Origin of the sequence: Actinomyces johnsonii, assembly GCF_006546835.1 — a bacterium.
Classification (GTDB): domain Bacteria; phylum Actinomycetota; class Actinomycetes; order Actinomycetales; family Actinomycetaceae; genus Actinomyces; species Actinomyces johnsonii.
This window is the reverse complement of sequence record NZ_VICB01000025.1, coordinates 44,395-57,471: the sequence shown is the minus strand read 5'-3', so window position 1 is coordinate 57,471 and position 13,077 is coordinate 44,395. Positions and strand designations below refer to the sequence as shown.

Genomic DNA, 13,077 nt, shown 5'->3' with positions numbered 1-13,077 from the left:
TCACCGGAGCCGCGCGGACGTCATCGAGGGGGGCCGGACGGATCCGGGGCGTGGTCCGGGCTGCGGCCCGGCGCCGACTTTCCGCCCGTGTTCCCGCCCCGACTCAGGTCCTGATCGGGGTGACGGGTAGGCCGGCCTGGCTCACCAGGCGTGAGATGAGGGCGGCCAGTTGGGCGAAGTCGGCGCCGCGGGAGGAGGAGATCCGGTGGACCAGGCCCATGTGGCGCACCGGCGCCTCGTCGGCGAAACGGGCAACGCCGTACTCCGAGGAGGGGGTCAGCAGCTGGAGCGCCCCCTCGGGAATGATCGTCACGCCGGAGCCGTGTGCGACCATGCGGGTCACCGTCGACAGGGTGGTGGCCACCGCGACCGGGGGCCGGGTGCCGTAGCGCTGGCACAGGGCCAGGGTCTGGTCGCGCAGGCAGTTGCCCTCGTCGAGTAGGAGGAGGGGCTGGTCATCGAGCTCGGCGGGGTTGACGTCCCGGCGCCCCGCCCAGGGGTGGTCGGCGGCGGTGAGGACGACGAGCTGCTCGTCGAACATCGGGATCGCGGTGGTGCGCTGGAGGTCGTCCTCCAGGGCGATGATGGCGGCGTCCAGACGCCCCTGGGCGAGTTGGTCGAGGTTGTCCCCGGTGACCATCTCGCGCAGATCCAGCTCCATCTGGGGCAGGGCCTCGCGCAGACCGTCGATGAGAATGGGGGCCAGGTAGGGTGCGATGGTGGGGATGATGCCCAGACGCATCGTGCCGCTCAGGGCGGCCCCCTGGCTGGAGGCGGCCTCGTTGAAGGCCTCGGCGGCCAGGACGGCGTCGCGGGCGAAGGGCAGGAGAGCCTCGCCCAGGGAGGTCACCAGCACGCGGCGGGTGGTGCGCTCCACCAGCTCGCCGCCAACGCGCTTCTCCAGGGCGGTGATGGCCTGCGACAGGCTGGGCTGACTGACGCCGAGCGCAGTGGCGGCCTCGCCGAAGTGCTGGTGGTCGCACAGGGCTACGAAGGCCCGTAACTGCGAGAAGGACGGAGATGATGAGATCGGCATGAGTTGTGGTCCTGTGGTCGGGGCCCGCACCAACGCGATCGGCGAGCCTGATATGACGGAGTGACAGAAAGTCGAAGGCAGACGAATGGCCGGGAGAAGCGGGGAGAATGGTGTGGGATCCGGCGTGGGCGGGCCTCCAACATGGCGGCCCGAGAACGCCGTCGGGAACTATAGGGTACACCGATTGAAATGGATTGTATTCACAGGTGGATTACGTTGGTAGAGGGAAGTAGGTCACGTTCGCGCTCGAGGGGTGGTGTGTGCAGGGGTGAACGTGTATGGCCCGCACGCGCGCCATCCACCCCTGGCCTTCCGGTTAATTCTTGGCTTTCGGGCCCGCGAGTCCGCCTCGTCAGTGGTGCGGATCCGACGGCGAAACGGGTCGATCCGACTCGAGTGTCGGGTCCGTCACTGGTTGGTGACCACCTCGCGTGCGGCCCGATGTCGCCCGGAAAGTGATCCGAGTGCGGCCTCGGGCACGGTCCTGACTACACTCAGGGTCATGATCGACCTGCGTGCGCTTCGTGAGAACCCCGAGCCCTTCCGCGCCAGCCAGCGAGCCCGCGGCGCCGACGTCGATCTCGTTGACCGCGTCATTGCCGCCGACGAGACCCGCCGTCAGGCGCTGGCCGCCTTCGAGAACCTCCGCGCCGAGCAGAAGGCCGTCTCCCGGTCCGTCGGGAAGGCATCGCCTGAGGAGCGCCCGGCGATTCTTGCCAGTGCCAAGGAACTGGCCGAGCAGGTCAAGGCCGCCGAGGCCGCCTCCTCGGCGGCGGCCGCTGAGCTCGACGCCCTGGCCCGCCAGTTCGCCAACCTCATCGAGGGAGCGCCGTCGGGCGGCGAGGAGGACTACGTCGTCCTGCGCCACGAAGGCGGCGAGCCCCGAGACTTCACCGCCGAGGGCTTCGAGCCCGCCGACCACCTGGCGATCGGCGAGGGCCTGGACATCATCGACACCCGCCGCGGCGCCAAGGTCTCCGGCGCCCGCTTCTACTACCTCAAGGGCTGGGGCATGCGCCTGGAGCTGGCCCTCATGACGGCTGCCCTGGACGCCGCCGTCGCCCACGGATTCACCCCGATGACCACCCCCACCCTCGTGACCCCGCAGGTCATGGGCGGCACCGGGTTCCTGGGCGCCCACAGCGACGAGATCTACTACCTGCCCGCCGACGACCTCTACCTCACCGGCACCTCCGAGGTGGCCCTGGCCGGCTACCACGCCGACGAGATCCTCGACCTCACCGCCGGGCCCAAGCGCTACATGGGCTGGTCCACCTGCTACCGGCGCGAGGCCGGCGCCGCCGGCAAGGACACCCGCGGCATCATCCGCGTCCACCAGTTCAACAAGGCCGAGATGTTCTCCTACTGCTGCCCCGAGGACGCCGAGGCCGAGCACGCCCGGCTCCTGGCCATGGAGGAGGAGATGCTGGCCCTGGTCGAGCTGCCCTACCGGGTCATCGACACCGCCGCCGGGGACCTGGGCTCCTCGGCCGCCCGCAAGTTCGACTGCGAGGCCTGGCTGCCCACCCAGCAGCGCTGGATGGAGGTCACCTCCACCTCCAACTGCACCACCTACCAGGCCCGCCGCCTGGCCGTGCGCGAGCGCCGCGAGAGCGGCACGAGCCCCGTGGCCACCCTCAACGGAACCCTGGCCACCACCCGCTGGATGGTCGCCATCCTGGAGAACCACCAGCAGGCCGACGGCTCGGTGCGCGTGCCCGCGGGCCTGCGCCCCTACCTGGGCGGCCTGGAGGCCATCGAGCCCGTCGGCGCCACCGCCTGAGGCCGGCCGCGCATGAGCCCCACACCATCCGCCCCCTCGCCGTCGACGCCGTCGGACCCCTCGCCGGGGACCGCCGGTGCGGGCCGCACGGCCGACGCCGCGGGCGGCTCCAGCGCCGCCGAGCCCACGGCCAACGGCCCGGCCGTCAACCCCGACACCGGGATCGTCCCGGGTGGTCAACCGCTGACCCGCCTGGGCGGCTCGGCTGAGTGCATCGGGCATCGCGGCGACCCCGAGAGCACCGCCAAGACCACCGGCTCCGCCGGGGGAACCGGCGGGCGCATGCTGCGCCGTCGGGCTCTGGACCACGAGGAGTACCACGCCCTGGTCCAGGACCGGATGCGGGACCTCGACGCGCTGGAGGCCTCCGGCGGGGCCCGGCTCGCGCCCGGTCGAGGGCTCGTCGTCGCCCTCGACGTCGACGGCACCATCCTCGACATGGACGGGCGCGTCTCGGAGCGGGTCATGGCCTCCATCGCCCGCCTGCGCGCCCACGAGGTGCCCGTGGTCATCTCCACCGGGCGCGGGATCGCCGCCGCCATGCCGGTGGTGCGCCACCTGGGGCTGAGCTCGGGCTGGATGGTGTGCGCCAACGGCGCCCTGACCCTGCGGCTCGACCCGGACGCCCCCGGCGGCTACGAAGTGGTCGACTCGCGCACCTTCGACCCGCGCCCCGCCATCGAGACCCTGCTCGCCGCCGTGCCCGACGGGATCATCGCCGTGGAGGACCTTGGCGTCGGGTTCAAGGTCTCCCGGCTCTTCCCCGACGGCGAGCTCATCGAGGACCAGCAGGTCGTCTCCTTCGACGAGCTCGTCTCCCAGCCCGTCACCCGCGTGGTCCTGCGGGCCCCGGGCATGTCGGTGGAGCGCTTCTCCGAGATCGTGGCCGACTCCGGGCTGCACTCGGTGGAGTACGCCATCGGCTGGACGGCCTGGCTCGACGTCGCCCCCGAAGGCGTCACCAAGGCCTCCGCCCTCGAGGCGCTCATCTCCCGCCTGGGCGTCGACTCCGCCCGCACCCTCGCGGTCGGGGACGGCTCCAACGACGTCGAGATGATCGAGTGGGCCGGGGCCGGAGTCGTCATGGGTAGTGCGCCCCAGTGGGTGCGCGACCGCGGCGATATCCTGACCGAGCCCGTGTGGCGGGACGGCTGCGCCGCCGTCCTGGACGCCGTCATCGAACGAGTAAGGCACCCCTGATGCGACAGTCCCCTCTCCCTATCTCCCATCACAACTCCATCGGCCCCATCAACGACGTCACCGCCGCGGGCACCGGTCTGCCCGGCGGGGCCGCCCCGGTCCGACGACGTTCAACCGGCAGACGGCGGCGCTGCGGCCGTCTTCTCGCGGCCGCCAGCGCCTTGACCCTGGTCTGCGCCGCCACCGCCGCCTGCTCGGCCGGCGGGGCCCACTCCGCATCGGCCACCGGCTGCGCCGCCTACAAGGCCTACCAGGGCCACGAGGGCTCCACCGTCACCGTCTCCAGCAGCCTGACCGGCACCGAGGCAGAGCGCTTCGAGGCCTCCGTGGCCGAGTTCGAGAAGTGCACGGGCATCGACGTCGCCCACACCGGCACCACCGAGCTGCGCTCCCAGCTGCTCAACGGCTCGGGCGCGGACCTGTCCACCAACAAGGGGGCCTCGCCGTCGAGCCAGGACAACCCCGAGAACCTGCCCGACCTGGCGATCGTGCCGCAGCCGGCGATGGTGGCCGAGCTCGTCGACACCGGCGTGGTCCACCCATTGCCGAACACGGTTAACAGCAACGTGGAGGCGGGGTGGGACCGGCACTGGATCCAGGTGGGTATCCACGCCTCCGTGCCCTACGCCGCCCCGCTCATGGCCTCGGTGAAGTCCCTCGTGTGGTATTCGCCGGACGCCTTCGCCAAGGCCGGCTATAAGGTGCCGGCCACCTGGGCGGAACTGGAGACCCTCACCCGCAAGGTCCGCGCCGACCACCCCGACGGCTCCGTAACCCCCTGGTGCGTAGGCGCCTCAGACGGGGAGTCCACCGGCTGGGTCATGACCGACTGGCTCGAGGACGCCATGCTGTCCACGCAGGGCTCCGGCGCCTACGAGACGTGGGCCTCGCACAGGGTGCCCGTCGACTCTTCGGGCGCTGTGGAGGCCCTCGACGTCGTCGACTCCCTGGTCCTGGCCGATGGGAGCGTGGCCGGGGGGCGTGGCTCGGTCATCTCGCGGACCCCCGCGCAGGCCGGGGCCGACCTGGTCAAGGGCAGCTGCCTCATGCTGCACGCCTCCTCCTCCTTCGAGAGCCGGTTCCCCGAGGGCACCGCCATCACCGACGCCGACGGCGCCAACCCGGTGACGGTCCAGGCGCCCAGCCCCACCGGGGGCGCCACGGCCTCGACGGACTCCGCCCAGGCAGCGGGGGAGACGACCGCTGCGGCGACGGCGTCGCCGACGTCGAACGGCGTCAAGATCTCGGCCTTCGTCACTCCGGCGGCGGACCGGGGATCGGAGGCCGTGCTCGTGGGCACCGACTACCTCGTGGCCTTCACCCGCTCGGACGCGGCCAATGCGGTCATGGCCTACCTGACCTCCCAGAACTGGGCGCGCACGCGGATGGCGATGGGCGGGGTGGCAACCGCCTACCAGGGCGTCGACCCGGACCTGGCGCCCAGCGACGTCGGCAAGCGCGCCACCAGGCTGCTCCAGTCGCGTCAGACGACCGTCGAGATGGATGCCTCGGACTCGATGCCCGTGGGCGTGGGCAGCAGCGCCCTGTGGCTGGGGCTGAGCCGCTGGTCGACCGGTGCGATGACCCCCAAGGAGGCGCTCGCACAGGGCGAGTCCGCCTGGCCCAAGCAGAAGTAGCCGACGCGCGGGCTCCGCAGGGCTCGGTCCGAAGCATTGATCCGCACGGGGCGGGTCGATAGCCTTGAATCCCCAGCGGATCAAGGAGGACTCATGGGACTGGGATGGTTCGGCGCTCCCGAGCACAAGCGTTGGCTGGCTTACGAGACGCATGCACTACTGCACTACGCGCGCGCCTCGCAGGTGCCCACAGGATTCGGGTGGATCGGCCAGGACGGCGAGGTGGACCCCTCCCATCCGGTCGAGCTGTGGATCACCAGCCGCATGACCTTCGCCTTCTCCCTGGGGGCGCTCATGGGCATCCCCGGCTGTCGCCGCTACGCCGACCACGGTGTGCGCGCTTTGGGCGGCCCCCTGCGCGACCCGGTCAATGGTGGCTGGTATTCGGCGATCGGCCCCGATCCCGACGCCGAGGGGCGGGGCGTCCCGATCGACCCCGAGGCCCGCAAGGAGTGCTACCAGCACGCCTTCGTGCTCCTGGCCGCCGCCACCGCGACGGCCGCGGATCGGCCCGGCGCCCACGAGCTGCTGCGCGATGCCATGGAGATCCAGGACCGCTACTGGTGGGACGAGCCCCAGCAGATGCCGATCGAGTCCTACGCCTTCGATTTCACCGACCCCGAGGACTATCGCGGTATCAATGCCGCCATGCACACGGTCGAGGCCTACCTGGCCACGGCCGACGTCACCGGCGAGGTGCGCTGGCTGGAGCGGGCCCTGAAGATCGCCGACTTCGCCGTCAACGTTCAGGCCCGCGAGCACGGCTGGCGCCTGCCCGAGCACTACTCCACCTCCTGGAAGCCGAGACTCGACTACAACCGCGATGAGCCGGCCCACCCCTTCAGGCCCTACGGCGTCACCCCCGGTCACGGCCTGGAATGGGCGCGCCTGACCGTGCAGCTGCACGGCGCCCTCATCAACCGGTCCATGAGCGCGCCGGACTGGATGCTGGATGCCGCCGAGCACATCTTCGAGCAGGCCCGTACCGATGGCTGGCGCATCGACGGCGCCCCCGGCTTCGTTTACACGACGGACTTCGATGGCGAGCCGGTGGTCCACGAGCGCATGCACTGGGTGGTCTGCGAGGGCATCTCGGCCTCGGCCGCCATCCGCCAGGCCCTGCTCGACGACGGGCGCGGGGAGATCGACGTCGAGCACTACGAGCACTGTTACCGCGCCTGGATCGACTACGCCGAGGAGTTCCTCATCGAGGAGCCGGGCGTGTGGACCCACGAGCTCGACCGCGACAACCGGCCCTCGACCCGCACCTGGGCCGGGCATCCGGACATCTACCACGCCCTGCAGGCCACGCTCATGGCGCGCCTGCCGGTGTGGCCGGCGATCGGGCAGGCGCTGGCCGAGGGGCGGCTCGACGAGCCGAACTCGCTGCTGCCTGCGCGCGCCAGCAAGCCGCACCGGCGCGGGTTCTTCAGCAGGTCTTAGGGTCTGTTGCGGAAGTAGGCTGGAGGACCTCGTGTTCGTAGGGTAGGGCGCGCGTTCGTGCCCTTTACCCCTCGAACGCGAGTCCTAAGGTACGACCGCGACGTCGGCCGCCGGTGGGCTCGCGGTGACCGCGGGTTCACCGGGATGGTAGGGTCTGTGCCTGTCGCGCCCTGGGGGCGCGGCCTGGAGAGGTGACAGAGCGGCCGAATGTGGCGGTCTTGAAAACCGCTGTGCGCCTAGCGCACCGGGGGTTCGAATCCCCCTCTCTCCGCCATCTCATGCTTACTCGAACCCTCGGTAGCAATTCGGCTGCCGAGGGTTCGAGTGTCGCGGGAGTGGGGAGATGGGAGTGGCGGCTATGGCGCGATCGTCAGGCGAACGCTTCAGGACATGCTCAGGTCAGCTGTAAAATTGGACTGGATCGTAATTTCCTCCAGTCAGAGGATTTTCTGCCTGATAGAAGTAGCGAGTGTCCTCGAAGGCTCGTGCTAGGCTGACGCACTTCGTTGCCCCTGGGCCGACTGAAATATAATAGCTCGGCCCTCGTCGCCCGTTTGATGGTGCTACGGTGACTCCTGCGTAATCCGTGCCGGTTCCTGTGACGCAGAATTGATCGTTCGCGTCGTCGTAACTGACTTTTGTGTAGCCTCCTGTGGCATAGTCGGTCGGCCCGAAAGAGTTGGCGGAGGCTGGTGCGGCGACAGCAATTGCTCCTAGAAGTGCTGAACTGACCGCTGCGGTCTTGACGAGGCCTCGTTTTGTGAATCGCATAGTGACTGTTTCCTTTTGTTGGGTGCTGAAGTCCGGGTGCATCGTGCTTGTTGCCGTATGACTATGAGACCTTGGAATGCATCCTTGCGGTAGGGGGATCAATCCCCTATGGTCTGCGTAAGAAGAGGGGGCGTGCTGAGGTGCATCGGGCAGCCATCAGTGTGTAGCTGTATCTGGACTAAGCCTGCAAGATCTTTGCTCAGGAACGTGAACATGCTCTCGAGTCCTCGGCAGCAGAAGTGCTGCCGAGGACTCGAGTGTCGTGGGAGGGGATGCGAGATGGCGGCTGCGCCGCGATCGTCAGGAGAGCGCTTCGGGATGTGCCCGGGTCAGCTGTAGAAATACACCGGAGTGAGGCGGGGTGGCCAGAAACCATTAGTCACTTGGTAGGAGTAGCGAGTGTCCTCGTACGCCCTCGCCAAGCTGACACATTTCGTCTCTCCTTGCGCTGCGCGAATTGTGTAGCTAGGTCCGCGACGGCTGTTTTCTGGCTTCAACTCAACGCTGAGGCCGTAGTGCTGGGTGGCTGTAGCGCAGAATTGATCGGCCCCGTCGTCATAGCTAACTGTTCCAAGGTTTCCTGTGCCAGAGCCAGTGGGACCGAAGGAGTTTGCTGAAGCGGGTGCCGCGACTGCTAGTGCTCCAACAAAAGCTGAGCCGATGGCTGCGGTCTTGATGAGGTTTCGTTTCGTGAGTCGCATGGGGGTCTCCTCCTTTGGGTAGGCCTTCGAAGTCCGGGTGACTTCTCTGCTTGTTGCTGCACAACCATGAGACCTCGAAAATAGTCCGAACGGTAGGGGGATCAATCCCCTGTGGTACATGCACTAGCCTCGATCTTTCGTGGGCTGGTTGGGTGGGGTTGTTGTTGGTGTTGTGGGTGGGGTTGTGGTGTGTGGGTGTGACGGTTTGCCTCGTGTCGGGTCGTGGTGGTCGGGCCTTTCTGGGGGCCGGGGTTCTTTCTTCAGGATTGTGGTGGACAAGATGCGGGAGCTGTGTGTCTATGGAGCTGGTGGGGCCTGGAGGTGTTCGAGTCCGGTGAGGAGGAGATCAGTCCAGGGGTGGTCGGTCTTGTAGTGCAGGATGGTGCGGCGGGTGTGGTGGGCGGTGGTAGCGGGGATGCTTATCAGCCGTAGGTGGATTGTCCTGGGTTTCCAGGCGCGGGCGGGGGTGGAGGTCAGGGTGAGCAGTTGGGAGAAGGCCGGCAGGTCACAGGTCAGGGTCACGTTCAGGCTCCAGATATGGTTTTGCGCGATGCCCTGCAGGGGGGAAGTGGTTGAGCCTGGTGTCTTTTGCGCAGTCGATGCGGTTCCCTGGCAGTGGGCTCGTAGTCGGTGGCGGACCTTGAGGTCGGCGAGCTGACCCACTTTTGTGTTGGTGGTGAAGGCGGTGGGCCGGTAGTCTCCGATGTCCTCGAAGCGCAGCTGGGCGCCCTGGTGGGGCCGGTCTCGGCGCACGGTTGAGCCGCATACCGTCCGGCCAGGCGGTCAGGTTCAGCAGGTCGGCGGGTCTCAGCGACGTCTGTACCCTGTCTGGGCTGGCCGTCAGCGTTGTAGGCCGGGGCCCAGGTGGTTCTCGGGGATGGTGCTCGTGGATTTGCGGCGTGTGGTCTGGCAGCGTGAACCCCACGCTGTAGGACACCCGGCGGTGGGTGAGGAACTCAATGGTCTCCTTTGTGCCTCCGGCCCCATCGGTGCGCACCAGCACCTTTCTACTGGGTCTGGGGTTGAGCCCGGTCGAGCCTGTTCAATGGTTTGTGTAAGCCCTTGTGGAAGGACTGACACTGATGACTGCTACTGATGATGACAACAGGGCTTCTGCTGGTGGTCGGGATGTGGTCGACCAGCTGCGCTCGGCTGGGGCTCTGGATGGCTTGTTTGAGCAGATTGATTCCGGGCAGGTGAGCATGACCGGGACTGATGGTCTGCTGCCGGCACTGGTCAAGGAGGCCCTGGAGAGGGGCCTGGCCGCTTGGCTTGAGCGAGCACCTGGGTTACGACAGGGGCGAGCCAACCTCCCAGGCTCGTGGTAACGCCAGAAACGGAACCACGTCCAAGACGGTGGACTCTGAGGTGGGGCCCTTCGAGATCGAGGTGCCTCGGGACCGGGCCGGGACCTTCACCCCGCGCCTGGTGTGTAAGGGCCAGCGCCGTCTGGACGGGCTGGATGCGAGTGAATCACCAGGCCTGATGCGCCGGCGGAATTGAGAAGTGCGGGATATCCAGCACCACCTGGCCTCCGCACTCAGCGTGGAGCTGTCCGCGGGGACCATTTCGAGGATCACCGACGCGGTAGCCGAGGCTGTCCCGCGGGTGGCAGCGCCGCCCGTTAGAGGAGTCCTCTTCCCGGTGGTCTACCACGGGCGCGATCCGGGCCGATGGTCCGCGTCTGTTCACCGGGTCGCCTCCCGCTCGGCTCACATCGCGGTCGGGGCGGGGCATGGACGGTATCAAGCACGTGGCTTAAGTATCTGGGCCCCGGGCCGAGGAGGGAGCCTCCTTCAAGGGCGGCTCGTGTGCGCCCGTGCCGGCACAACAGAAGCGTGAGCGACGTGCTGATCGTAGAGGGTGCACCTCCCGCACCGGAGCGAAGCGCGGGGGGAATGCGACGGGCCCGGCGGGCCTGCCTGAGGCGATCGATGCGACCTGGCCCCAGGCGACGGTCCAGACCTGTGTGGTCCACCCGGTTCCGCGCCCCTGGATGCGGTTCGTCTCCTACGGAGACCGCAAGAAGGTCGCCGCCGCTCTCAAGGCCGACCTGCACCGCCCCGCACCAGGAGGCCGCCCGGCAGGCCCTGACCGACTTCTCTGCCTCCGACCTGGGGGGCAAGTACCCCGAGACGGCGGCGACCTGGGCGCGGGCCTGGGAGAGGTTCACGCCCTTCCTGGCCTTCCCGTCGATGCTCAGGCGCGTCATCTCTCCCCCACTTCGTGGGAGGTACCCCCTCCACCAACGCATCGAGGCTGCGAGCTACCAGCTGCACTAAGGATCACCGATGAACCGCGGCCACTTCCCCTCCGATGAGGCGGTGAGCAAGCTGCTGTGGCTGGCGATCTGCGACACCCGTGGACAAGCGAGCCCGAGAACGCTACAAGGAGAAAGGACTGCCAGCATCCAAGCGCAGGGCCAAGGGCAAGCTCGTCGAAGGACAGATCACCACCGACCAGATACAAGGCCCTGGCCCAGCCCCGCCACCGCCTACCCCGACCGAATCAACCCCTACCTGTAAAACGCTTACACAGAAAACTGGACGCTGATGATGGTGTAGGAGCCTGCGTGGCGGTGACCCGCAACTTGACTGACACCCCCGCCTGCCCCGGTGCAGGAGGGCTGTCCTGAGCCTGATCTGTCCTGTCCCGCAGACGCCGCCACAGGCACGGGTGGTGCATGACCTCATAGGAGCATGACCACACCGCAGTGCGCCAGTCGCCACAGGTGTGGTCCCGTCAGCGTCCTGTCTGCCTGGCCCGAGCCGGTGGCACTCCCGACCAAGGAAGCACCAAGACAGGAGGCACGCTCCATGGATCTGACGGACCTTACCAGCACAGACACGGAGCCAGCGTCCCCGGCCCCACCTCCGGGACTGGTCGCTGGAGTCGACACCCACCAGGACACTCACACCCTGGCGGTGCTCACCGCCCAGGGCGCCGTGATCGCAACCAGCTCCTTCCCCTCCGACCAGCAGGGCTACGACGATCTGACAGCACACCTCGACCGCTTCGGTCCCCTCATGGCCGTCGGCGTAGAGGGCACCAGCTCCTACGGAGCAGGACTGACCCGTACCCTGCGCCAGGCCGGCTACGACACCGTCGAGGTGCTGCGCCCCAGCCGCCGGGTCAGACGCCACCACGGCAAGTCCGACCCGATCGACGCCATCGCCGCGGCTCGCACCGTCCTGTCCGGAGACGGTGTCAGCCAGGCCAAGGACACCACCGGCCCAGCCGAGCAGCTCCGGCTCCTGCTGGCAGCCCGCACCCGCCTGATCTCAGCCGCCACCGCGATCACTAACAGTATCCACTCCCTGCTGACCACCGCCCCCGAGCCCCTGCGCGAGCGCTACCGCAGGCTCGACACCCCGGCCCTGATCACCCGCCTCGCTCGAACTCGTCCCACCAGAACCATCACCACACCCCAGCAGGCCGCCACCAGCGCCCTGCACCACATGGCCCGCACCCACCAGGACCTGCACCACCGAGCCGAACGGCTCAACCAGCAGATGCATCACATCCTGACCACCCACTACCCCGGCCTGTTAGCCGTCTACGGCGCCGGCACCACCGTCGCCGCACAGCTCGCCGTCACCGCCGGAGGCAACCCCGGACGCATCCACAACGAAGCCGCCTTCGCCCACCTGTGCGCCACCGCCCCCATTCCCGCATCCAGCGGTAAAACCACCCGTCATCGCCTCAACCCAGGCGGCGACAGACGAGCCAACGCCGCCCTGCACCGCATCGCCCTGGTACGCCTACGCCACGACCCCACCACCAAGAACTACGCCAACCGACGCACCCAAGAAGGCAAAACCACCAAAGAAATCATCCGCTGCCTCAAACGAGCCATCGCCCGCGAGGTCTACCGCGCCCTGACCCAACCCCCACCAACCGACACCACCAGCACCCTGGCAGCACACCGCAAACGGCACCACCTGACCCAAACCGACGTAGCCCACGCACTGAACACCTACCCCGCCAGAATCTCCGACATCGAAAACCACCGACGCCCACTACCCCAACTCACACACCGCTACCACCAATACCTCACCACCCTTGACACACAATAAGAGCATCAGGTCTGCCCGGTCTGGTCCGGTACCTGGCGGATGGTCTTGATGTGGTCGGCCGGGGTCCCCACCAGCCTGCAGGCCGTGGGGTCGGAGGCAACAGGCTCCGAAGAGCTCCTTGTCGCACCGCAGCGGCGAAAGGTCTGACAGGCAATGGCCTCCTAGGGCCGCGCGCACCGCCAGATTCGCCATGATCTTGCCCGGGTCGTGCACCGACTACGTCCGCCGCCATGCAGTCAGGGCCCGCGAGAGCTCGTTGCCCAGGCCTGTGACTCTGCTCGTCTCGGTCAGCAGCCTCGCCCCGGTCAGCCCCACCGCAGGAACATCCCCGGACTCCACACCCACAGCCGGGTACAACCCGCTATTCTTCACCGCGAAGGTGTCCTTCCCCTGGAGTTCTCGGATCTCAGCAACCCGCATTATTCCAGGC

Annotated in this window: 8 protein-coding genes, 1 tRNA gene and 1 pseudogene; 7 read left to right on the top strand and 3 right to left on the bottom strand. The window is 68.0% G+C overall.

The genetic code is table 11. The features are described from left to right. Positions 1-103 precede the first annotated feature (103 nt). On the bottom strand, positions 104-1,036 hold the full coding sequence (locus tag FK256_RS13360) for a LysR substrate-binding domain-containing protein (RefSeq protein WP_141425080.1): 933 nt from the start codon (positions 1,034-1,036) through the stop codon (positions 104-106). 502 nt (positions 1,037-1,538) lie between these two features. Between FK256_RS13360 and serS the strand changes: the two genes are divergently transcribed. The 5 genes from serS to FK256_RS13335 all read left to right on the top strand — a co-directional run bounded on the left by serS (position 1,539) and on the right by FK256_RS13335 (position 7,373). Continuing rightward, positions 1,539-2,819, top strand: coding sequence for a serine--tRNA ligase (gene serS, locus FK256_RS13355; protein WP_141425079.1), 1,281 nt, complete (start codon positions 1,539-1,541; stop codon positions 2,817-2,819). Between the two features lie 12 nt (positions 2,820-2,831). After that, a complete protein-coding gene (locus tag FK256_RS13350) occupies positions 2,832-4,019 on the top strand; it encodes an HAD family hydrolase (protein ID WP_141425078.1) in 1,188 nt (395 codons plus the stop codon). Continuing rightward, positions 4,019-5,656, top strand: coding sequence for an ABC transporter substrate-binding protein (locus tag FK256_RS13345; protein WP_141425077.1), 1,638 nt, complete (start codon positions 4,019-4,021; stop codon positions 5,654-5,656). Before FK256_RS13350 ends, FK256_RS13345 begins: the two co-directional genes overlap by 1 nt. A 93-nt stretch (positions 5,657-5,749) precedes the next feature. Beyond that, positions 5,750-7,099 carry an AGE family epimerase/isomerase gene (locus FK256_RS13340; protein WP_021606084.1) on the top strand — a complete coding sequence of 450 codons (1,350 nt, stop codon included), beginning with the start codon at positions 5,750-5,752 and terminating at the stop codon, positions 7,097-7,099. A 185-nt stretch (positions 7,100-7,284) separates the two neighbouring features. Then, a tRNA-Ser gene (locus FK256_RS13335) sits at positions 7,285-7,373 on the top strand. 1,495 nt (positions 7,374-8,868) lie between these two features. On the opposite strand, the gene FK256_RS13320 is transcribed toward FK256_RS13335, so the two are convergent. Further along, entirely contained in the window at positions 8,869-9,324 is a 456-nt protein-coding gene (locus tag FK256_RS13320) for a transposase (protein ID WP_141425076.1), read from the bottom strand. A 326-nt stretch (positions 9,325-9,650) separates the two neighbouring features. Between FK256_RS13320 and FK256_RS13315 the strand changes: the two are divergent. After that, positions 9,651-11,096 (top strand): annotated as a pseudogene (locus FK256_RS13315) (IS256 family transposase). 291 nt (positions 11,097-11,387) lie between these two features. Further along, positions 11,388-12,647, top strand: a complete 1,260-nt coding sequence (locus FK256_RS13310) for an IS110 family RNA-guided transposase (RefSeq protein ID WP_141425075.1) — start codon at positions 11,388-11,390, stop codon at positions 12,645-12,647. 216 nt (positions 12,648-12,863) lie between these two features. Here FK256_RS13310 and FK256_RS13305 read toward each other — a convergent pair whose 3' ends face one another. Further along, on the bottom strand, positions 12,864-13,067 hold the full coding sequence (locus FK256_RS13305) for a hypothetical protein (RefSeq protein ID WP_141425074.1): 204 nt from the start codon (positions 13,065-13,067) through the stop codon (positions 12,864-12,866). Positions 13,068-13,077: the final 10 nt, after the last annotated feature.

Excerpts from the sequence above, each read along its gene's own strand:
- FK256_RS13310 (WP_141425075.1), top strand. The coding sequence starts at position 11,388 with ATGGATCTGACGGACCTTACCAGCACAGACACGGAGCCAGCGTCCCCG.
- serS (WP_141425079.1), top strand. The coding sequence starts at position 1,539 with ATGATCGACCTGCGTGCGCTTCGTGAGAACCCCGAGCCCTTCCGCGCC.
- FK256_RS13340 (WP_021606084.1), top strand. The coding sequence starts at position 5,750 with ATGGGACTGGGATGGTTCGGCGCTCCCGAGCACAAGCGTTGGCTGGCT.
- FK256_RS13305 (WP_141425074.1), bottom strand. The coding sequence starts at position 13,067 with ATGCGGGTTGCTGAGATCCGAGAACTCCAGGGGAAGGACACCTTCGCG.
- FK256_RS13350 (WP_141425078.1), top strand. The coding sequence starts at position 2,832 with ATGAGCCCCACACCATCCGCCCCCTCGCCGTCGACGCCGTCGGACCCC.
- FK256_RS13360 (WP_141425080.1), bottom strand. The coding sequence starts at position 1,036 with ATGCCGATCTCATCATCTCCGTCCTTCTCGCAGTTACGGGCCTTCGTA.
- FK256_RS13345 (WP_141425077.1), top strand. The coding sequence starts at position 4,019 with ATGCGACAGTCCCCTCTCCCTATCTCCCATCACAACTCCATCGGCCCC.